The following is a 20,827-nucleotide window of genomic DNA, read 5'->3' on the forward strand; positions in this document are numbered from 1 at the left end:
ATCGGGCACAGGATCATCTTGTCTATTTTATCTCGAATATCCGCTCGTCTTAGGAGTGAAATAATTAGTTCTTATTAAACATGACAAACTTCAATTCCGTCATTTCCTCTACAGCATATTTAACACCTTCACGTCCCATCCCGCTCTGCTTCACACCACCATAAGGCATATGATCCACACGGAAAGTGGGAATATCGTTAATCATTACGCCTCCTGCTTCAATGTGGTCCGCTGCATGCAATGCAGTATGAATATCATTGGTGAACACACCCGCCTGAAGCCCATAGACTGAATCATTCACATGCTCAATGCCTTCTTCAACCGATTCTACCGTATTAATGACAACGATCGGGGCAAAGACCTCCTGACAAGACACCTTGGCATCACGCGGAACGTTAACAAGCACGGTTGGACGTAATACGCCTCCCTCGGCTTCGCCGCCTGTTGCCACCTCAGCGCCTGCCTGCTTCGCTTCATCGATCCAGTCCAGCGTACGCTGTACATCTTTGGATGTGATGAGCGCAGACACAACAGTTTCCGGATTCAACGGGTCTCCAACTACGACTTTTTGGGCTGCTTCTGCAAAACGACGAATGAACTCATCCGCAATCGCGCTATGCACATAGATTCGCTGCAGTGAAATACATACCTGACCTTGGTAAGTAAAAGCCCCGGTCACACATCTCGGTACCACCTTATCCAAATTGGCATCCGCATCTATAATGACGGCTGCATTGGACCCCAGCTCCAATGTTACGCGTTTCAGTCCGGCTTTGCTGCGAATGCTGGTACCTACAGCAGGGCTGCCTGTAAACGTAATATGGGCCACGTCAGGATGCTCTACAAGTACATCACCGATCGTTTTGCCGTCACCGCTCACCACATTCAATGCGCCATCCGGTAATCCCGCTTCCTGAAGCAAATTGGCAATATAATACGAAGACAACGGTGTCTGCTCCGCAGGTTTCAACACAATCGTATTACCTGCTGCCAGCGCCGGTCCTACTTTATGAGCCACCAGGTTCATCGGAAAATTAAACGGCGTAATGGCTCCAATAACACCCAAAGGCTGCCGCATCGTGTAGCCTACGCGTCCTTCGCCGCCTTTGGCTGCATCCATAGGAACTGTCTCTCCGGTGAGCCGCTTGGCTTCTTCTGCGGCGAAACGATACGTTTCCACCGTACGATCAACCTCGGCGAGCGCCGCAGTAATCGGCTTCGCTGCCTCCAGCGCAATGATCCGTGCTGCTTCTTCCTTCCGTTCTTCCAGCAGGGTGGACAGCTTGTAAAGGATGTCTGCACGCTGATGGGCAGGCATTCTGCGCATCTCTTTGCCTGCCTGAACTGCTGCGGCAATCGCGGCTTCCACTTCCTCCGCTGTCGCCGAGGATACGTCTGCCAGTGTTTCTTTCGAGTACGGTGCCTGGAGTGCTATATAGTCTACTGATTCGGTGGGCTTACCCCCGATGAACAGATGTTGTTTTTTCATTGTTGTATCCTCCATTCATGTTTAACACAGCGTTATCCCATACCTATTTATACACCACTTTAGCATCATCAACACAAGAAAGTCATACCACTATTTTACAGTCATTACCGGACAACCTGCATGTTTCAAGACGCCGTGGCTGACACTGCCCACGACGATTTCAGCGAGCATGCTTTTCCCGGCCGTCCCCATCACAATGAGATCACAGTCTCTATCCTTTGCTACACGGCAGATCTCATTCACGGGATCACCAGCAATCAGCAAAGTTTCATAATGAACAGAACGAGCGGCTAACAATTCATTAACAGGTTGTATAATATGCTGTCCTTCTTCTGCGATCCGTGCTTCCAGATCCACACCCAGTGCGGGCTCATTTAGCGAGATCGAAGGATTAACATGTACGATAATCAAAGAAGCCGGTTGTTTCAGACTTTCTGCCAGAACAACAGCTTGCTCCAGACCTTTGTGTGCATGAACCGACCCATCGACAGCAACCAATATTCGTTTCAGCATATTCCATTCCTCCTGTTCATTAATGCGTAATGGCAGCATCGATATCGCGCAGATGTCTGCGGCGTACCAGAAGCACAACGACCCCGATCAGAACCATCAATGCGCCAAAATAAAACGGTGTCTCCGGCAGGAACCACTCGGACAATTTACCAGCAAGCCAAGGTGCCAGCGCACCTCCAAGGAACCGGACAAAGCTATATGCAGCCGATGCCACAGAACGTTCCACTGGAGCAGCTTCCATAACTGCAGTCGTAATTAATGTGTTGTTGATCCCGAGGAAAATCCCGGCAACGATAACGGACACAATAACCGTTGTGGATGATCCCATTACCGTACCTACAGCCATTACCAGCAAATCAATGGCGAACAGGGTCAGCATAACGCTCATGGAAGGAACCGATCCGAATCGACGTTGCAATCTTGGTGCAACAAATACAGACGTAATTGCCAGCATCAAACCCCAACCAAAGAATACATAACCGAGTCCGTGCTCATCCAGATTCATGACATAAGGCGAATAAGCCATCAAGGTAAAGAATCCAAAGTTATACAGAAAGGCCGTAATCGCCAATGTTTTCAGTGAAGGATAACCCAGAGCCTTGAACGGATCGGACAAGGAACTACGCGTTTTCGGTTTGGCCATCTTAGGCAGCATAAACGTGATACTGATAAAAGCAATCGCCATCAGAACAGCTACACCATAGAACGGGCCGCGCCATGAGATGGAACCCAGTTCACCACCAAGCAATGGACCTACGGCAATCCCCAGACCAAGCGCTGCTTCGTATAAAATAATCGCTTTGGCTGTCCCTGAAGTGGATAGTCCTACAATAGCGGATAATGCAGTTGCGATGAACAGGGCATTCCCTAGCCCCCAACCACCACGGTAACCGACGAGCGCACCTACAGTGTCAGAGGTCCCGCCGAGGAAAGAGAAAACAATGATCAGCAAAATCCCGCTGAGCAGTGTCCACTTCACACCAATCCGGCTGGATACAACACCTGTAATCAGCATGGCTACCCCGGTAACCGCGTTATAACTTGTAAACAATAAAGATACCTGGCTTTTGGAAGCATGCAGCTGATCTGCAATCGCAGGCAAAATTGGATCAACCAAACCTAGTCCCATAAAGGAGATGATACAGGCAAAGGCTACTGCCCATACCGCTCTAGGCTGGGATAACAGACCTCCACGGGATGACGGCAATTCGTCAGGTAATGAGGGTTCTCTTTTCATACATAATTCCTCCTGGTTCATGATTTATGTTGTGAAACAAATTGTGAAAAACAATGAAATATCATCTTTATTTTCAGAAATATAGGAAAGAAAACGGCACAAATGACACCGGATCTCCCGGTGCTTATCGTGGAATACTAATTTAGCATTTTTGCATAATTCGATGCATTCATCAGTTATGTGTCATTCTCGTGCCCTTCTAATCGTCGAATGCCGTTCTGAACCCGTTCACGTAATTCCTCAAGTTCCTCCTGAACGGCGTGAATGCTCTGAAGTTTCTGCTCGATCAATTGCAGCTGGTCATTCAATGTCGTTTCCATCTTGGTGAGTTTTTCGATCCGTTCTCTCACTTCAGTGGTCTGCTGGTAGTCAAAACGCTGTTCGTTCAGCGCATCCGCCGTTGCCACATAGGTATGTAGCTCCTGAAGCGAGAAACCAAGAACCTCCTTCGCCCGAACCACCTTTTTGAGATAATCGATATCTTCCCGAGTGTATAATCGTGTGCCACCGTCCGTCCGCTGAGGTGAAGGCATAACACCGATCTCTTCGTAATACCGAATGGTACGCTTGGTCAAACCACATTCCTTGGCTACGTCATCGATTTTATATAAACTCATTTCCTTCACCTCACTTTCATATGTCTATAATGTTATGTACATAATTATATATATTATTAACGTTAACGTCAACGTTAGATTTTGGACTTGAATATGTAGTATGGCTCAAACAAGAATAAATTATTGCAGTTTTAATTTTTACAATACGTTGTTAAACGCAGTTTTTGATTGCCCTCAGCCTCTATAATATGCAAAAAAGATCCGCTCTCGCGGATCTTCGTTCAGGTGCAATTTCACATTGTGCCCCTAAGCGCCTTGCTCCTTCTGCTCCTGTTGCTGGACACGCTGCATTTGCTTCAAACGGCCTTCGACTCTGGTAAACAGCCTGAATGTATAGAATCCTGTAGCCACAAGACTTAGAACCAAAGCTCGTACATCCGTAAGCCAAAAACCGATTATGCCGAATACCGTAATAATCACACCAAACTGCATCATCAGATTGGCGCTATAACGTTGCGCTTCTTCCCATAACTCGGGATGACTCATTGCTCGCGGAGTACGATAACCATATATGCCGTTAATCCTTTTCGGCGGCTTTTTGTACACCATTAATCCCAGAATGAAATAGCACACTCCGCATATAATCCCAACTACTGCTCCTGCCACAATGTTCTCCCCTAACTCCATTAAAAATACACCACAGATATTAAAACAAAAAAACGGCTCTACGTATATACGAAGAGCCGTCCGGATCGTTTCGTAAAACTTAGATGTCCTTCACCCGCAGTACACGCATGGCGTTCAGGACAGCCAGTACGGTCACCCCTACATCAGAGAATACCGCTTCCCACATGGTGGCAATTCCGAACACACCCAGCAGCAGGAAGATCGCTTTGACACCCAACGCAAAACCGATATTTTGCCAGACAATGGTTCGTGTCCGTTTTGCAATCCGGATTGCACTTGCCAGTCTGGATGGTTCATCCGTCATGATGACAACGTCTGCTGCCTCAATCGCAGCATCCGAACCGAGTCCCCCCATCGCTACACCTACATCGGCACGCGCGAGCACAGGTGTATCGTTAATGCCATCACCGACAAACACCATTTTCTCCTTCGGCGATTTGGCAGCTTCGAGACGCTCCAACTGTTCGACTTTATGCTGTGGCAGCAGCTCAGCGTATACTTCATCGACACCCAGCTCACGCCCTACAGCTTCACCAACAGCCTTGGCATCGCCGGTCAGCATCACTGTTTTGCGAATACCGAGCTTCTTGAGTGCCTGAATGGCTGCCGCTGCGTCATCCTTCACCTCATCGGCAATGATCAGGTGACCGACATACGAACCCGATTCGGCAACGTGCACCACTGTGCCTACGGTTTGTGGAGTCGTGTAGGATATACCTGCCTGTTCCATTAATTTGGCGTTACCCGCAAGCACTTCACGTCCATCCACACTGACCTTGATGCCATGCCCCGCAACCTCATCGTAATCATCCACACCCTGAGTCCGGATATCCTTTGCCCAGGCTGCGCGAATGGATTCAGCAATCGGATGATTGGAATCGGCCTCGGCAATTGCGGCAAGCTCCATCAATTCATCTTCGTTACGCCCACCTTCAGGGCGAATAGCTGTTACTTTGAAAACACCTTTGGTTAGTGTACCTGTTTTATCAAAAACAACAACTTTAACATCGTTCAATGCTTCAAGGTAGTTACTTCCTTTGATGAGAATCCCGTTACGTGATGCAGCTCCGATGCCTCCGAAAAAACCAAGCGGAATAGAAACGACCAGCGCACACGGACAAGAGATCACGAGGAAGACCAGTGCACGATAGATCCAATCGGCAAATGTCGCACCACTGAGCACCAGTGGCGGAACGAGCGCAATCAAAGCGGCAAGAATGACGACAACCGGCGTATAATAACGAGCAAATTTGCTAATAAAATGTTCCGTTTTGGCTTTGCGGCTACTCGCATTCTGCACCAGGTCTAGAATTTTGGATACTGTGGATTCACCAAAAGTTTTTGTTACTTCAATAGTTAACATTCCGTTTTTGTTCACAAATCCACTCAGTACATCACTACCGGGTTCTAATTCACGCGGAACGGACTCACCTGTCAGAGCCGAAGTATCCACCATGGAACGACCTGCCTTAACGATTCCGTCCAGGGGTACTCGCTCACCCGCTTTAACCACGATTCGATCTCCAATACGTACCTCGTCCGGCGACACTCGCTTGGTCTCTTCTCCCGCACCAATCAGCATATTGGCATAGTCCGGGCGAATATCCATCAGCGACTGGATCGACTTCCTTGAGCGATTAACCGCCAGCCCCTGAAACAGCTCACCGAGCTGATAGAAGAGCATAACCGCAACACCTTCGGGATATTGGCCAATGGCAAAAGCACCGATAGTAGCGACAGATATCAGGAAGTATTCATCGAATACCTGACCTCGAATTATATTTTTGATCGCCTGGAGAACGATATCTCCCCCTGCGATCAGATAAGCGACAACATAAAGTGCAAGCTGTGCCCATCCTTCCAGCGGAGACCAGATCGCGGCTGCCACCAGAACAGATCCAGCCGCCAGACGTGCCAGCAGCACCTTCGTCTGCCCAGCGCCATGTTCATGTGAGTGTCCGGCATGCGCATCATGATCGTGACTGTCTGCATGACCGTGATCATGTCTGGCATGGCTTCCATGATCATGCGTGTGATCTTGGGCTCCGTGATGATGACCGTGATCATGTGCATGATAATGGTCATGGGAGTGACCAGCATGATCGTGACCACTCGGCGTATGCTCATGCGCGTGAGCCCCGCTACCTGCATGGGCGTACACATGATCCTTAGTGGGGTTTATTGAATCAGCATCACCGCGGTTACCTTGCGATGATTTACCTTTTTCCGAAATACGAATATGCGGCTCCAGCCGAAGCACTTTGCGCTTCGCTTCTTCCACGACCTGCTCATCCATATCGGATGTGGTGTGCATGGATAAGGTTTTGGTCACAAAATTGACCGAGCAATCGGTAATGCCTTTAATTTTTTTGACGCCATTCTCAATCTTCAATGCGCAGTTCGCGCAATCCAATCCATCCAGCAGCAGTTCCCTTTTCACCTGTTCCTGTCCGGTTCCCATGTGAACTCTCCCCTTTGCAGTACGTAAAACAAAGTTATCCGTAATTTTTTTGATTTTAAATCAATATATGAGCAACCATTCATATGTTTTGTTAACCCTATTATATGCACGCTTAAACATGAGTGTCAACAATTCGAGTTGATTTTTCATACAGAATATGCTAATAGTAATCATTTCGCTTTAGACGTTTTTTGGATATAATAGGCTTATCGAAGAACATTTGATCAAATCAAAGGTTGAGTTAATATAGGTGGTGATAGGAAATGGAACAACCGGTTAAAGCTCCAGCCGAATGCGACGCGGCCTGCTCTGGAACAGAGGCTGACGTGCAGACCATTCGTGCTTCTCTCATGGATCGCGAGACCTCTTCCGAGATGGCTGATTGGTTCAAGGCTTTCAGCGACCCGACACGGCTTCGTATTATTGATGCGCTGTTACAGAAGGAATTATGTGTGCACGATCTGACAGTGCTGCTTGATATGGGACAGTCGGCCATTTCGCACCAGCTGCGGTCACTCCGCAACATGCGGATTGTCAAGCGGCGCAAAGAAGGCAAGACCGTGTATTATTCTCTGGATGATGCACACATTGAGCAGATCTTCCTGCAGACGCTCCAGCATATTAAACATAGCTAGGCATTAGCCTGCCTGTTCACACAACAGAACCCCCGTCTCTCGGTTATTAGCCGATGGACGGGGGTTCTGTTGTATAAGGGCACCGTTTTGAAAAAAAGAGGTTAATTCAGGGATCTAGCTACTGTACGGATATGCTCGCTCCAGTTACAGTAGATTGTTATTCTTCGGATCATACAGGCCGGATCTTTCCTTGAACCAGTTGAAGATATGCGACACACACACTTTCAACACCGCGTATCCTGGAACGGCTAACAGAATGCCCACTACACCGAACAGATTACCTGAGGTCAGAATGACAAAGATAATCGTGATGGGGTGAATCTTGAGCGTTTTGCCCATAATCTGAGGTGAGATGAATTTACCCTCAATTAATTGCACGATTGTCCACACCGCTACCATCTTCAGCAGCATCACCGGGGAAGTCACCAGAGCCACAATCAACGCAGGCGTGATCGCGATTGCAGGTCCCAGGTACGGTACAACACTCGTGAAAGATGCGATAATCGCAAGAATCAGCGCATAATCCAGACCAATAATCATATAACCGATGTAGAGCAGAATGCCGATGCAGAAGCTGACGATAATCTGTCCACGAATGAACGAACTGATCTGGTGATTGATATCTTCCAGCACATGCATTGCACCTGTACGGCTCTTGATTGGCAGGAAAGACAGAATTTTGGACGGAAGCTTCTTGCCGTCTTTCAACAGATAGAACAGAATAAAAGGAACCGTTACAATGGACAGCACCGTCTCGGTGAACGCTCCGAGGAATCCGCCCAATTTGTTCCAGGTCGAGTTCAAAATTTCAGTGGCTTTCTGGGAAATCGTGCCCCACCAGTCCTGAGAATTCAAATTCACTGTCTCTTGGAACTGACCGAACAGCTTGCTGCCCGTAAGCTGCTCAAACTGCTGTTTGACCGTCTCACTGTACGTTGGGAAATTTTCAATCAGCCCCACAATCTGGTTACGTACGACCGGAATGACCGCCAGCACAACGACTGTCAGAATCCCCCCGATAGCGAGATATAAGATCAAAATGGACCAGCCGCGCTTAATCTTCCACTTTTCCATAACATCCACAATTGGATTCAGCAGGTAATAGAGAATACCCGACAGAATAATCGGAAGCACAATCGTCTTGATCAGCACCGCGAGCGGGTGCAAAACAAAGGATACTTTGGTAAGAACCATCACGTTCAGTCCTACCAGCAGCAGAATTAACAGAAAAAGGACAAACTTATTATTCAAAAAAAATCGTTTAAACCGATCCGGCCAAATGCGGGGTTGCTCAGGTTGCTCCATAGGCGTGTCTTCCTCTCTTATGTATCCTTTATCAAAAGCATAAGCTGTAAACCTGCATGTTTCTTGACTGCGCATAAAGTTGCTTGTACAAGCCAACATATGTATAACACACTGAGTTTATACGTATGGCGCTGTTTAACCGTTTCAAATTAGACCAGTAAGTTCATTTTACCCTAAAAAGAACCTTATGCCCCATACGTCTCCTTTGAAAAATATCCCTACCAAAAAACGGCTCGCCTCCGAAGAGACAAACCGTTAATATCTCAGCAACATTCGAGCCTTAAGTTCACGTCCGCTGCTGCATTTTTGCTTTGCTTTTTTATTTATGCTTTTCCCGCAAGTTGAGCGATCAGCTCATACGAGTGTAAGCGTGCCTGATGATCATAGATCATCGACGTAATAATCAGCTCATCCGCTTGGGTCTGAGCAATAAATGATTCCAGTTGACCACGCACGGTTTCCGGAGAACCGTTCACTGCTGCTTTCAGGGTCTGCTCTACACCAGCTTTCTCACGATCCGTCCATTTGCCTTCCATATCGGCTGGTGGCTGCACCAACCCGGTTGTGCCACGAATAATGTTCAGGAACTGCTGCTGCATCGTTGTACCAAGCCATGCAGCTTCTTCGTCGGTATCCGCCACGACAGCATTTACACCCACAATAACATGGGGCTCCTTCAAGTGATCGGATGGCTGGAAGCTGCTCCGATACGTTTCAAGTGCAATCCGGGTGTAATCCGGTGAGAAATGGCTGGCAAAAGCAAACGGCAATCCCAGCTGTCCGGCGAGACGAGCACTGAAATCACTGGAGCCGAGCAGGTAAATCGGGATGTTCAATCCTTCACCCGGTACAGCGCGAACAGGTGCATGGTACGATGTAGCAGAAGCATCGAAGAATGCTCTAAGCTCAGCCAGCAATTCAGGGAAATCTTCACCACTGTTCAGGTCTTTACGCAAAGCAAGAGACGTACGTCGGTCACTCCCCGGTGCACGGCCCAGCCCAAGGTCAATACGGCCTGGATACAGAGATTCCAGTGTACCAAATTGCTCGGCTATAACAAGCGGCGCATGGTTAGGCAACATGATTCCGCCTGATCCGAGACGAATGGTCTTCGTTCCACCTGCAAGGTAACCAATGACAACCGAGGTCGCGGAAGAAGCGATACCTGGCATGTTGTGGTGTTCCGCTACCCAGTAACGGTGATATCCCCAACGCTCTGCGTGCTGAGCAAGATCCAGACTGTTGCGAAGCGCATCCGCAGGTGTTGCACCTACTACGACAGGAGCCAAATCCAGAATGGATAATTTAACGTCGTTAATATGTTTTTTATGGGATGAAGCTGTGTTGTCGGTAGACATAATAGAAAGTTCTCCTCTGTGATTATATTTTTATTTTTGTATATCCAGATATATAGATGTAAAAGCACAAAAAAATGATGTGGCAGAGCTGCTCCTCTAGCCGTTTACATCCGGACGGAATACCCGCCTGCACCTGCATTCTTGCTTCCGTCTCGGCGTCCGGCTTATAGCTCGTGCTGTACGTACTCGGCAAATTGACGAATGGTTTCTTCGTTGCGGCGATAATACGTCCACTGTCCCCTACGTTCGGAGATCAGCAACCCGGCTTTGAGCATGGTCAGCAGATAGCTGGATATGACGGATTGAGCCAGTCCGGCCTTCACCTGAATCGTTCCAACACATATGCCGCTCTTTCCAGCATCCGGATGCTGGGATAACTCCAGCGGTGGAAAGTGTTGCTCCGGGTTTTTGAGCCACAACAGAATCTGTCGACGTGTCTCGTTGGATAATGCTTTGAATATGAGTATAGGTTCCATGGGTAAGATTATACCGCCTTTCTTTCATTTTGCAAACCAAACAGACCGATTCGACGAACGAACCGGCCTGCCAATAAATACATGTGTATACGTTTAGAACTTGGTGCTGACCGTTTCTTTTACTTGTTTGAGCATGGACTGATAAGCTTAATCAATCCACTGCGTGATTTTATCCAAAGGCTGACGGGATTTCTCACGTGGAGGATCTTCCGCCCTATAACCAAAGGCTGCCATGACGGATACATCCCATAGTCCATCCTCTAACAGGCCTTCCTCTTCCAGAATACGATGTACGTCTTCATATCTAAACCCTTCAATTGGGCAGGAATCGATACCAATCAGCGCTGCCGCAGTCATCATATTACCGAGAGCGATGTAGGTCTGTTTGGACGCCCAGTCAAATAAAGTTCGCGGGTTCTCAAGCATTCGTTGGTTCTTTTGAAATTTGCCGTAAGCTTCACGGGTCAGCTCAAATACGTCATCCGGCATGCCCTTGATTTCTTTCAGCATATATTCCGCGTAAGGCGAGTTATAACTCGCATCAGACCGCGCCAAAATAACAATAAAATGGCTGGCCTTCGCCAATTGTTTCTGAGCCCCGGAAGAAACTTCGGACAGACGCTTGCGGAAGTCCGGGTTCTGCACAATCAGAAATTTCCATGGTTCCAAACCAATTGAGCTTGGTGACAACCGTCCCGTTTCCAGAATAAACTCAAAATCTTCTGGCGAAATGATACGTGAAGCATCAAACTGTTTGGTTGCATGCCGAAAATAGTAAGCGTTCAAGATGTTTTCTTTCGAAATGGCTTTTGCCGAGGATTCCATATGATCTGCACATCCTTTTCTTGTTTATGTTCATATTTATGGTCTGAACCTGAATACCTGAGTATTATTTTAGAGTTTATAATCAAAATATAAAAGTACGCACAATAATGTTTCTTAGTTCATAAAAGTAACTATTGTTATCTAACAAGGTTTTCAGTGATTAATGGTGCCCTATTATAACAAAAAACAAGTCGCCATGGACCTGCTACTCTCCAAGGCGACTTACCTGTGATTCATGTCAGAGATAATTAAAATTACAACAATTTAGAGCTGTTCCATGAACTCATTTTCCGAGATAACCGTAAATCCCTCTTGCCGCAGCAAAGCAGACGTAACCCCTTCGCCCACGACTTTGTGGTTGGCAAAATTCCCATCGTAGATCATCTGTGTACCGCAGGAAGGACTGAATTCTTTGAGCACTACACAGGTGACATCCAGTTTTTGCGCCCATTCAAGTGTCTGATAGGCCCCTTTAATGTACAGATCCGTGACGTCCTTGCCACTCTTCTCAATGACCTTGGCTGTACCTGTCAGCACATCCTTACCCGTGCCGCCGATAATTTCAGCTGGCTCCCGCGGGGTGGAAAATCCTCCAAGCAGCTCCGGACAGACCATCTTTGCCTGTTCCTGCTCCACAAGCTCCTGAATCTTTGCATCCAGACTCGCTGTTCCGTTGTAACGGCAGGCTACGCCAGCTAGACATGAACTCACCAAATATTTCATCGTTATGCTCCTTATGCTCCAATCATCTATTAAATTGATTGTACCATATAGAATCAAGTCTTAGAGGTTGGCATCCCTTGTGATCATCGTAATACGAGCATCCTCATTATATCGAACTTGAAAAACATCCCCTGTCGATTCCAGTTCAAATGTAACGATTCCCGGGGTTTCGGTATTTCGATGGAGTTTATATGCTTGAAGATCAACTTTAAATATTTTCTTGATTATTGGTGCTGCCTTTTCCCTAAGGATAGATTCTTTCATTTCAAAGAGTTCCTTATGATAAGCCTCCATTTCTTCCAAATTATTTATTTCTTTTCCATAATACTTCGCATCTATAACGGAATAACTTAAGCCAGACTTGCCTTCAGTTGTTTGTACAAAATAATAATCTCCAAAATTAAAAGTAATTGTATCCTCACCATTCTCATCATCTTTTGTCCGGTGTATGCTCCTCAGATCGAGAGCAGTTTTGCCAGATAACGCCTCAATGGAATCCTCTGCATACGCCAAAGCAGTTTGAGAAACTTGTTTAAGATCGAGATCACCGGAAACAGAGATCGCTTCATCCTGCAACCAAATAATCTCTCCATAGCTTTTTTCATTCTCTAACATTAGAGTAGTATACGATTTCGGTTCCAATTCACCCTGCTTCATTCCCACATATCGCTTGGCTGATACTGGTTTGAGCGCAGGGTCCCCACCAATATTCTGAAGCAGTGACGGTACTTGACGCAAATAACGATGCTCCAGCTCATTAGCTGCCATCTCCCGTCTCATCTGTACCTCACGTAGATTGCCTGTTGCCGCATCAAGCCAGATCAACGCATATTCTTCGTCACCTTCTTTTCCAGCCTCGACATATACTCTTCCAGAAACAGGAAGGTCCTGCACTTTGGTTATACGTAATTGTTTGCCAAGATAGTCTCGCATCGTTACAGCTACATTCTTTTTCATCTTGTCTGTGAGCAGGCTCATGCCTGCATCATCCGTATATTGCAGCGCTGCTGTGGGATACACTGTTTCAATCACAGGCTCCACAATTTGTCCGTTCCAGAGAATGACCGCCGCTGCCACGGCTGCAATCGTCGTGTACGCCATAACGGCTCTGCGGGAGCGAAAACGACGTCTGTGTGGATTGGGCAGTTTTTTTTGCTCGACAGACTTAACCCCAGCATTACTCATTTCCTGTGCAGATCCCGATTTGAGCCAGGCTACCTGGCGAAGTACGTTCTGCTTATGCTCCTCGGTAAAAGGAGACGCCGCAAACGGCTCCTGTCTGACTACTTTTCCCCATTCGTCGTCCTTATGTTTCATTCGCTCCACTCCTCCCACTGTTTCCGTACTTTGGCCCTCGCCCGGGACAGTCTCGATTTGACCGTTCCCGCGCTGATGCCCAGCATTTCCGCAATTTCACTCGTCGTAAGCTCATACTTCAGATGCAGCAAAAGTAATTCCCGGAATTTATCCGGCAGAGCCATGATGATGTCCCAGATTTCATGAACGTGCTCCCTGCTGATCGCCTCGGCTTCGGCAGAAGGGTGAACAAATTTTTCAGGCTTCATCTCACCCATGCTCGCATTCCTCTGTTCCGTGTGGATTGGCAGTGTCTCTCCCCATAAGCTGCTGCGAAAAAATCTGGACTTCCGGTATGTAAATGTCGTGTTCCTAGTAATGGTCAGCAGCCATGTCTTCAATGAGCATTCTCCTCGAAAATGGGCGATACCGGAATACGCCCGGATAAACACCTCTTGTGATAATTCATCCGCCTGCTCGGTACTTTTGGTCAGAAAGTACGCGTAGTTCCATACGTCGTTCCCGTACTCATCCATCATGCTGCTAAGTGTGTAATTGTCGATCGTCTGAGCGTGTGCCAGATATTGATATTCCAACTGATGTTCACCTCACTTAATAAGACTGCATCCAATCGGGTTTAGTTCCCAATCGGTTTATTTCTTACCCTTCTCCTGCAAAATAAATTAAACCAGCAAGGTCCAGATGTACTGAACGCGCTGGTCTATCGAGTATAAAACCTATAAACTTCATTTTGATGCCGAAGCTGCTGCTCAAGCTTTAACCGCGGCAATCATCAGAAACATCGGTCGACGATTCTCGTCTCGCATACCGAGAACCTGCTCCATCATTTCAGGAGATGGTTTGGACTCGGCTACCTGTTGAATGACAAAACCAGCTTGAATCAATTCATTCAGATGTGTCGCCACTGTCCGATGATATTTCACCACGTCTTGGTTCAGAAAGTTCGCTACCCGCTGCCCTTCCTCTTGATAATGATCCAAAGGCCAATGCAGTATTTCACCCTGAGGTCCATAATGCCAGTCCTGCTCCGCTCGTGCCGTGAAGATGGGATGTTCCGCAGACAAGACAAACGTACCTCCTTGGACGAGACATGCATTGATTTTGGCGTATACCTGATCAAGACGCTCGATATAGTGCAAAGCCAGTGAGCTGATCACCACATCAAATTGTCCGTGTGCAAAATCAATATCCTCAATCGCCATACGCTGGTACTCGATATGAGGATCATCCGTCATCTCGCGTGCACGTTGCAACATATTTTCAGATAAATCCACGCCAACCACAGAACTCGCCTGTTGTTCACGTGCATATCGACAGTGCCAACCAAAGCCGCATCCCAGATCCAGTACGTTTTTACCCTTTAATTCAGGCAGCATCGTTTGCAGTTCATGCCACTCGCCAGCAGCATCCAGCCCTTGGGTTGATCGGGCCATCTGACTGTAATTGCCGAAAAACTCGGCTTCATCGTATTTGTTTTGCTTCATAAAGAGATTCCCTCCCGTATCAAAAAAGTTGCTCTATTAACTCTACCATATAAACGGTCATCTTTTGGAAAAGTTGCCAACCAAATTCTCGGCATGTTATTATACAGAACGAACGTTCAGTATAATAGCATATAGAACGAACATTCAGTATACTAACGGAGGTCATCATGAACACAAATTGGACGCACCCATTAGAAAGGCAATCTGTAGGTAAGGCATTTGTAAGCTACCTCGTGCCTTCCATATTAGGGATGCTCGTTATCGCTTTCAACTTTATTATCGATGGCATTATGGTTGGACACAAACTAGGTTCTACAGCGCTAGCCGGAATCGGAATTGCTTCTCCTGTCTATACGCTTTTTGTAGCCATGTCGCTATGGATTGGAATGGGCGGGGCAACCTTGTATTCCACTTATATGGGTAAGAAGGATCTCACGACAGCGAGACAACTCTTCACCAAATCCATTACGATCATTTTGCTGATTACAATGGTTATTGGATATACGGCATATACTTTCAGAGATAAGCTTGTCTTTGCCCTTGGTGCCAATACTGAAACATTCCCGTTTGCTGCGGACTATATGAACATTATGCTGTTGTTCGGTTTTGTCTTCACCATTGAGAATGCACTCACGATTTTTGTTCGTAACGACGGAAATCCCAATACATCCATGTATGCTCAGATTACGTTTGCGGTAGCCAATATTGTGCTCAACTATATAACGTTATACGTGCTGGAATGGGGCGTTCGTGGCGTCGCGATTGGTACAATTGTATCGGCATCTCTGGCGCTTCTTGTGTTGCTAACTCACTTTTTCAGGAAAAATAATAATCTTAAATTCACCCGCTTCAAATGGAATTCCAAACTGCTGGCTTCCATTGTACTCATTGGTTTCCCCAGCTTCCTGGCTGAACTGGGCATGTCCGTCTTCTCCATCTCTCACAACATTTCACTGGATCGGATTGCGGGCACGGATGGCGTAGCATCCTTTACAGTCTTGAACTATATTCATGGTGTTGTTCTCCTGGCATTCCTCGGTCTGGCCTCCGCTGCCCAACCTTTGGTCAGTTATTATCACGGAGCCAAACAGATGGATCAGGAAAAACAGACCATTCGTTTAGCCTCCAGAACGGCTCTGGCATGTGGGGTCCTGCTGTTACTCGTTGTACAACTAGGCGCACCTTATTTTGTGCAAATCTTCGGGAACTTCAGTGCCAGCGTGACGGATAACGCCGTGTACGGTCTGCGAATATTTACTTTTGCATACTTGTTCATGGGTATTAACTTTGTCATGAGTACGTACTTCCAATCTGTCGAAAATGCTAAAATGGCCATTTGGATTACAGCTGCACGCGAGATGATTATTATGGTAGTATTGATTGCTATCCTCCCTTCATTCTTAGGTGTTACTGGCGTATGGCTTGCCGTTCCGCTATCCGAGATGGTGGTTCTGGTGACTATCGGCATGTACTATAAAAAAAGATCCATCTCTGAACGGATAAACAGTTTAACGCTTGAATAAAGCATGTACATGTAAAAACCAAAAGCCCTGCTTGATCTATAGAGATCAGGCAGGGCTTTTTGGTTAAGCTAATCAGCTATAACTTATCGATTAGCTCGTTCGTTTAATACATTTTATATTAAGTTTTGTATTAAGTTCTGTATTCCCTCTTATACCCGTATATCAAAACGACCGTTGCTGTCCGTCGTTGCATTTGCAATTTCTTGCGGGGACGCTGCTTGTATGCCATTGGTTGGCGGTTTGGCTGGCGGTGCTTCTTTGGTGGCGGTTGCCCCGCTGCTCTGGGAGCTTTGCTGCGAGATTTGAGCTTCGATTTGCTTGATTTGCTGCTGCAGCTGCTTCGTTTTGGTCTCCTTGGTTTTATCATCGTCCTTGCTGGATTGCACTTTCTCCAATTCGGCCTCAAGCTTCGTCTTTTGTTTCTCCAACTCGCTTGTGCTGTTCGAACTCGATGAAGATGTGGATATGTAGGATGTCGTAGAACTTGATGCTGAAGAAATATTCATCGTTGATCTCCTCCTCTTTCTTGGTTCCACTATACCCAATCCAGACGAAAGGAACGTTAAAATCAACTGAAAGGTTGCTGAATGGGTTCTTTATTAGAAACTTTCTAACATTTTTTGAAAATCTCCTATGATTCACCTATGATAGGCCATGCTGCATGCATTTTTTTCATATTTCAGTAACAGATCTTTCTTCTAACCCCTTTGGAGAATCACTGTACAGAAAAAATATCGGCTTAGAGACACAGTAATATCGTTACTCAATTATTGTTTAGGTTTTATCAACAAGAGATCAACAAAATTTTTATTAAGAGGTGTATTTTATGAATGTCATTACCATTTGTGCGATTCTAAAAGCAAAACCTGGGCAAGAGGAACGGCTACGCGATGAATTGATCAAACTTATTGAACCGTCTCGTGCAGAGAAAGGTTGTATACAGTACAAGCTGCATAAATCGCTTGAAAAAGAAGGCACATATGTTTTTTATGAGTCTTGGGCTGACGAAAATGCCATAGTCGCACATGTGAATACCGAGCATTACCAAACATACCGAAAAAATATAGAAACCATAATTGACACCATGGACGTGTATCATTTGGATAACATTGAGACATAAGATCAAAGCGAAGTACGTTGTTATCGTTTATGTAAAGATCAATCGATTCTCCAATTGGTATTATTATTGTATCCACCGAGAAAAGTTTCTTTTATAGAAACTTTTTTTCTTTATTTGAACTCAATTAAGTTCTCACTTAATATTGGCCTACATAAGGAGGTGAACGTATGAATTCAAAGATTTTTATAGCACTAATGTCACTTGCAATAAGTGCTTTTGCTATTGGAACGACAGAATTTGTTATTGTCGGTATTCTGCAAGAGGTAGCCACCGATCTTGGCATATCGGTAACGCAAGCTGGGACCCTTGTGTCAGGGTATGCAGTGGCCCTTGCTATCGGAACCCCAATCGTCGTAGTTATTACCGGGAGATTGCCTAAAAAGGGATACCTGATGTTCCTCATGGTCGTCTTCACTTTAGGGAATGCTCTAGCAGCAATATCTTCCACCTATTTCCTTTTGCTTTTATCTAGGATAATTACAGCTATTGCACATGGTGTATTTTTCGCTGTTGCAGCTACAGTGGCCGCAGATATGGTGCCTGCTAACAAGAAAGGCACCGCCATCTCCATTATGTTCACTGGGTTAACCGTCGCTACCATTTTGGGTGTTCCCCTTGGAACCTATATCGGGCAGGAATTTGGTTGGCGAATGTCATTCGCCGTGGTCGCAGTTTTAGGGCTGATAGCCTTGGTGGTCAGTCTTGTGGCAGTAGAAAAGGTCCCACGTTCAATGCACTCACCGACCTTAAGTGATGTTGGAAGTTTGATTGTTAATCCCCGGATCATCACTGCCTTGTTAATGACGATTCTAGGTTTCGGCGGAACCTTCGCCTTATTTACGTATATCTCTCCTATCCTTGAAGAGATTAGCGGCTACTCATCTTCGTCTATTTCATGGCTACTGCTGATTTACGGTGTTGCTATAGCCATTGGGAATATTATTGGGGGGAAATTAGCAAATGGACATCCTGTAAAGGCACTTCGTTTCGTATTTCTGTTTCAGGGCATTGCTCTGCTGCTCCAAATATGGTTATTGCCCAACAAGACGCTCACCATTTTGTCCCTCATATTAATGGGTTTCTTCGCTTTTATGATGTCTTCCGGCGTACAGGCTTACATTCTAATGCTCGCAGAAAAGCTGGTACCTTCTGCTAAGGATGTCGCTTCTGCATTAAACATCTCTGCATTTAATATCGGAATCGCTGCTGGTTCAACATTGGGTGGGCTTGCAGTAGACCACTTGCATATGATGGACACGGCTTGGATTGGTGCAATTATGGCAGGTTTCGCCTTTTTACTGGCAGCTATAAACTACAGAATGGATAAGAAACAGAATCTTTTTGTTGAGGAGAGAGGATAAATGGATTTGAAATCACTAGAACTATTAGAGGAAGAATTGGAATTTACAAGTTTTAGCCATCAAGATGCTCTTGTCATTGGTAACCAGATTGTGCAGTATGCTCAAGAAAACAACGTAGCGGTGGCCGTGCATATTGAACGTAACCGAGTTCCCGTGTTTACACATCTCATGGATGGTACTTCGGAGGAAAACTACGTATGGTTATTTCGAAAAAAACGGATTGTCGATCACTATAACCGCAGTTCTGCCTACATCGACCAGCGCTTTATCCAAAGCGGTGCTTCTCATGCAGAACACTCCCTGCTTTCCACTGCAGAATATCAAGCGGTTGGCGGTTCTATTCCCATCCGTGTCAAGGGTGTTGGCGTAGTCGGATCTGTAACGGTTGGCGGATTAACCGGTGAGTTGGATCATGCTTACGCAGTTGAGGGCATTCGCCTATTTTTAAAAGGAGAATAAGTGTCATGGTTATGGTCATAACCACTTAAATATACCTGAGAGGGTTTGGGCGTAAAGCTCTTCCCTCTCTTTTTCACTTGTAATGAGGTCAGCATAAAGAATGTAATCAGTTTATATGTCAATAATTCAATTATAATAATTTCCCGCTTAGAGGTGAATCAATGGATCAATATGAGGTTGCAACCCTAAAAAAAGGACTACTCATTCTAGACGCGTTGCAACAAGGTACACCCATGAGACTGACTGAGATCATGCATCGGTTTAACCTTAACAAGTCTACAACTTTCCGTCTGCTATATACGCTGGAAATGACAGGATTTATTCAAAAAGATGGTCACACGTACAAAGCTTCTGAATTAAAGGGACACTATTCATCGTCTGCTAACACTCGACTTCATTGGTTAGTTGTTCCATCCCTGCATCAATTAGCACAGGATCTTGGCGAAACTGCCTATATCGGAGTTTTAGATGGAATGAAAGTCATGACAGTCCAAGTGGTGGAGGGCAATCATGCCATCCGTAGCCATACACGTGTAGGTGATTCAGCTTATGCCCATCTAAGTGCCTTTGGGAAAGTTATCCTAGCGTACCTAAGTGATGAACAACTAAAAAAAATGCTTACACATCTTACCCAGCACAAAGCAACAAAGCATACCTTTGACGACAACCATCTATTAAAAGAGCATCTAAACGTAATCCGTCAACAAGGATACGCCGTTGATGATGAAGAAACAGAAGTGGGTTTACGCTGCGTTGCTGCTCCAATATTTTATAATGGTAAAGTGATTGCAGCATTGGCTATATCCGGCCCTGCCGCGCGATTAAGTCGAAAGAGAGACCGTGCGTTAAGTAAAAAATTGAAGGAATGCAGTGCACAAATTACCGGTCTACTTTGACCCGCTCACCTGCTAAAATACAGCCCAAATTGTGATAATTGTAGTCCCCTAGAGTACGTAACCTGGACTGCGTGTCGAGTAAACTTTTTAGGTTCAAATGAAAAATGTCATCAAAGAGGGGTATATATATCGACGCTGTGCTCCCAAGAGCTTAGCGACGATTAGCATAGTTCTTTGAGTAGAAGAACGAATTCTATCATGCGGTAACTGACGCGTTAGGGAATCCACTTCGCTTCGTCTTGACCGGAGTCGAAGCGTATGATACGAATGCCAATTCGGACTTCCAAGTGCACTTGGCCTAAAAATACAGTCCTTTCGTGAAAATTTCTTCCAAGAAATTTTGTGAATTTCGGATGGCTGGAATATCCACCCAAACCTATCTATATCAGCCTTTTGCGAGG

21 protein-coding genes are annotated in these 20,827 nt (G+C 46.0%); 6 read left to right on the top strand and 15 right to left on the bottom strand.

Translation table 11 applies throughout. From position 1 onward, the window contains the following. Positions 1 to 64 precede the first annotated feature (64 nt). The 6 genes from ACR1R9_RS24160 to ACR1R9_RS24185 all read right to left on the bottom strand — a co-directional run bounded on the left by ACR1R9_RS24160 (position 65) and on the right by ACR1R9_RS24185 (position 6,944). A complete protein-coding gene (locus tag ACR1R9_RS24160; protein ID WP_433922487.1) occupies positions 65 to 1,489 on the bottom strand; it encodes an aldehyde dehydrogenase family protein in 1,425 nt (474 codons plus the stop codon). Positions 1,490 to 1,579: 90 nt separating this feature from the next. Continuing rightward, positions 1,580 to 2,002 (bottom strand): universal stress protein, encoded by a 423-nt coding sequence (locus ACR1R9_RS24165; RefSeq protein ID WP_090904267.1) that lies wholly within the window; start codon positions 2,000 to 2,002, stop codon positions 1,580 to 1,582. 19 nt (positions 2,003 to 2,021) lie between these two features. Next, the gene (locus tag ACR1R9_RS24170) at positions 2,022 to 3,239 is read right to left on the bottom strand and encodes an MFS transporter (protein WP_433922486.1); all 1,218 of its coding nucleotides are present in this window, start codon (positions 3,237 to 3,239) and stop codon (positions 2,022 to 2,024) included. 176 nt (positions 3,240 to 3,415) lie between these two features. Then, positions 3,416 to 3,856 (bottom strand): MerR family transcriptional regulator, encoded by a 441-nt coding sequence (locus tag ACR1R9_RS24175; RefSeq protein WP_076290508.1) that lies wholly within the window; start codon positions 3,854 to 3,856, stop codon positions 3,416 to 3,418. Positions 3,857 to 4,102: 246 nt separating this feature from the next. After that, the gene (locus ACR1R9_RS24180) at positions 4,103 to 4,462 is read right to left on the bottom strand and encodes an SdpI family protein (protein ID WP_163758849.1); all 360 of its coding nucleotides are present in this window, start codon (positions 4,460 to 4,462) and stop codon (positions 4,103 to 4,105) included. Between the two features lie 100 nt (positions 4,463 to 4,562). Continuing rightward, positions 4,563 to 6,944 carry a heavy metal translocating P-type ATPase gene (locus ACR1R9_RS24185; protein WP_433922485.1) on the bottom strand — a complete coding sequence of 794 codons (2,382 nt, stop codon included), beginning with the start codon at positions 6,942 to 6,944 and terminating at the stop codon, positions 4,563 to 4,565. 263 nt (positions 6,945 to 7,207) lie between these two features. Between ACR1R9_RS24185 and ACR1R9_RS24190 the strand changes: the two genes are divergently transcribed. After that, entirely contained in the window at positions 7,208 to 7,579 is a 372-nt protein-coding gene (locus ACR1R9_RS24190; protein ID WP_076290511.1) for an ArsR/SmtB family transcription factor, read from the top strand. A gap of 144 nt (positions 7,580 to 7,723) precedes the next feature. Here the strand turns inward: ACR1R9_RS24190 and ACR1R9_RS24195 are convergent, their stop codons facing one another. The 8 genes from ACR1R9_RS24195 to ACR1R9_RS24230 all read right to left on the bottom strand — a co-directional run bounded on the left by ACR1R9_RS24195 (position 7,724) and on the right by ACR1R9_RS24230 (position 15,067). Further along, a complete protein-coding gene (locus ACR1R9_RS24195; protein ID WP_175382168.1) occupies positions 7,724 to 8,884 on the bottom strand; it encodes an AI-2E family transporter in 1,161 nt (386 codons plus the stop codon). A gap of 323 nt (positions 8,885 to 9,207) precedes the next feature. Next, complete coding sequence (locus ACR1R9_RS24200) at positions 9,208 to 10,242, bottom strand: LLM class flavin-dependent oxidoreductase (RefSeq protein ID WP_099858771.1); 1,035 nt, start codon at positions 10,240 to 10,242, stop codon at positions 9,208 to 9,210. A 164-nt stretch (positions 10,243 to 10,406) separates the two neighbouring features. Continuing rightward, a complete protein-coding gene (locus ACR1R9_RS24205) occupies positions 10,407 to 10,718 on the bottom strand; it encodes an ArsR/SmtB family transcription factor (protein WP_063567799.1) in 312 nt (103 codons plus the stop codon). A 147-nt stretch (positions 10,719 to 10,865) separates the two neighbouring features. After that, positions 10,866 to 11,543, bottom strand: a complete 678-nt coding sequence (locus ACR1R9_RS24210) for an NAD(P)H-dependent oxidoreductase (RefSeq protein ID WP_433922484.1) — start codon at positions 11,541 to 11,543, stop codon at positions 10,866 to 10,868. Positions 11,544 to 11,807: 264 nt separating this feature from the next. Next, entirely contained in the window at positions 11,808 to 12,266 is a 459-nt protein-coding gene (locus ACR1R9_RS24215; RefSeq protein ID WP_433922483.1) for a DUF523 domain-containing protein, read from the bottom strand. A gap of 60 nt (positions 12,267 to 12,326) precedes the next feature. Beyond that, positions 12,327 to 13,583 (bottom strand): hypothetical protein, encoded by a 1,257-nt coding sequence (locus tag ACR1R9_RS24220; protein ID WP_433922482.1) that lies wholly within the window; start codon positions 13,581 to 13,583, stop codon positions 12,327 to 12,329. Next, entirely contained in the window at positions 13,580 to 14,158 is a 579-nt protein-coding gene (locus tag ACR1R9_RS24225) for an RNA polymerase sigma factor (protein ID WP_433922481.1), read from the bottom strand. Before ACR1R9_RS24225 ends, ACR1R9_RS24220 begins: the two co-directional genes overlap by 4 nt. A gap of 174 nt (positions 14,159 to 14,332) precedes the next feature. Next, complete coding sequence (locus ACR1R9_RS24230; protein WP_433922480.1) at positions 14,333 to 15,067, bottom strand: class I SAM-dependent methyltransferase; 735 nt, start codon at positions 15,065 to 15,067, stop codon at positions 14,333 to 14,335. 167 nt (positions 15,068 to 15,234) lie between these two features. Here ACR1R9_RS24230 and ACR1R9_RS24235 point away from each other — a divergent pair, with 167 nt between their 5' ends. After that, positions 15,235 to 16,590 carry an MATE family efflux transporter gene (locus tag ACR1R9_RS24235; protein ID WP_433922479.1) on the top strand — a complete coding sequence of 452 codons (1,356 nt, stop codon included), beginning with the start codon at positions 15,235 to 15,237 and terminating at the stop codon, positions 16,588 to 16,590. A 149-nt stretch (positions 16,591 to 16,739) separates the two neighbouring features. Here ACR1R9_RS24235 and ACR1R9_RS24240 read toward each other — a convergent pair whose 3' ends face one another. Next, on the bottom strand, positions 16,740 to 17,096 hold the full coding sequence (locus ACR1R9_RS24240; RefSeq protein ID WP_310854491.1) for a FlxA-like family protein: 357 nt from the start codon (positions 17,094 to 17,096) through the stop codon (positions 16,740 to 16,742). Positions 17,097 to 17,416: 320 nt separating this feature from the next. On the opposite strand from ACR1R9_RS24240, the gene ACR1R9_RS24245 reads away from it, so the two are divergent. The 4 genes from ACR1R9_RS24245 to ACR1R9_RS24260 all read left to right on the top strand — a co-directional run bounded on the left by ACR1R9_RS24245 (position 17,417) and on the right by ACR1R9_RS24260 (position 20,426). Then, complete coding sequence (locus ACR1R9_RS24245) at positions 17,417 to 17,710, top strand: putative quinol monooxygenase (RefSeq protein WP_433922478.1); 294 nt, start codon at positions 17,417 to 17,419, stop codon at positions 17,708 to 17,710. A 167-nt stretch (positions 17,711 to 17,877) separates the two neighbouring features. Then, complete coding sequence (locus ACR1R9_RS24250) at positions 17,878 to 19,071, top strand: MFS transporter (RefSeq protein ID WP_433922477.1); 1,194 nt, start codon at positions 17,878 to 17,880, stop codon at positions 19,069 to 19,071. After that, positions 19,072 to 19,530 carry a heme-binding protein gene (locus ACR1R9_RS24255; RefSeq protein WP_433922476.1) on the top strand — a complete coding sequence of 153 codons (459 nt, stop codon included), beginning with the start codon at positions 19,072 to 19,074 and terminating at the stop codon, positions 19,528 to 19,530. A 161-nt stretch (positions 19,531 to 19,691) separates the two neighbouring features. After that, a complete protein-coding gene (locus ACR1R9_RS24260; protein ID WP_433922475.1) occupies positions 19,692 to 20,426 on the top strand; it encodes an IclR family transcriptional regulator in 735 nt (244 codons plus the stop codon). Positions 20,427 to 20,827: the final 401 nt, after the last annotated feature.

Source organism: Paenibacillus taichungensis (assembly GCF_050994985.1).
GTDB lineage: Bacteria > Bacillota > Bacilli > Paenibacillales > Paenibacillaceae > Paenibacillus > Paenibacillus taichungensis.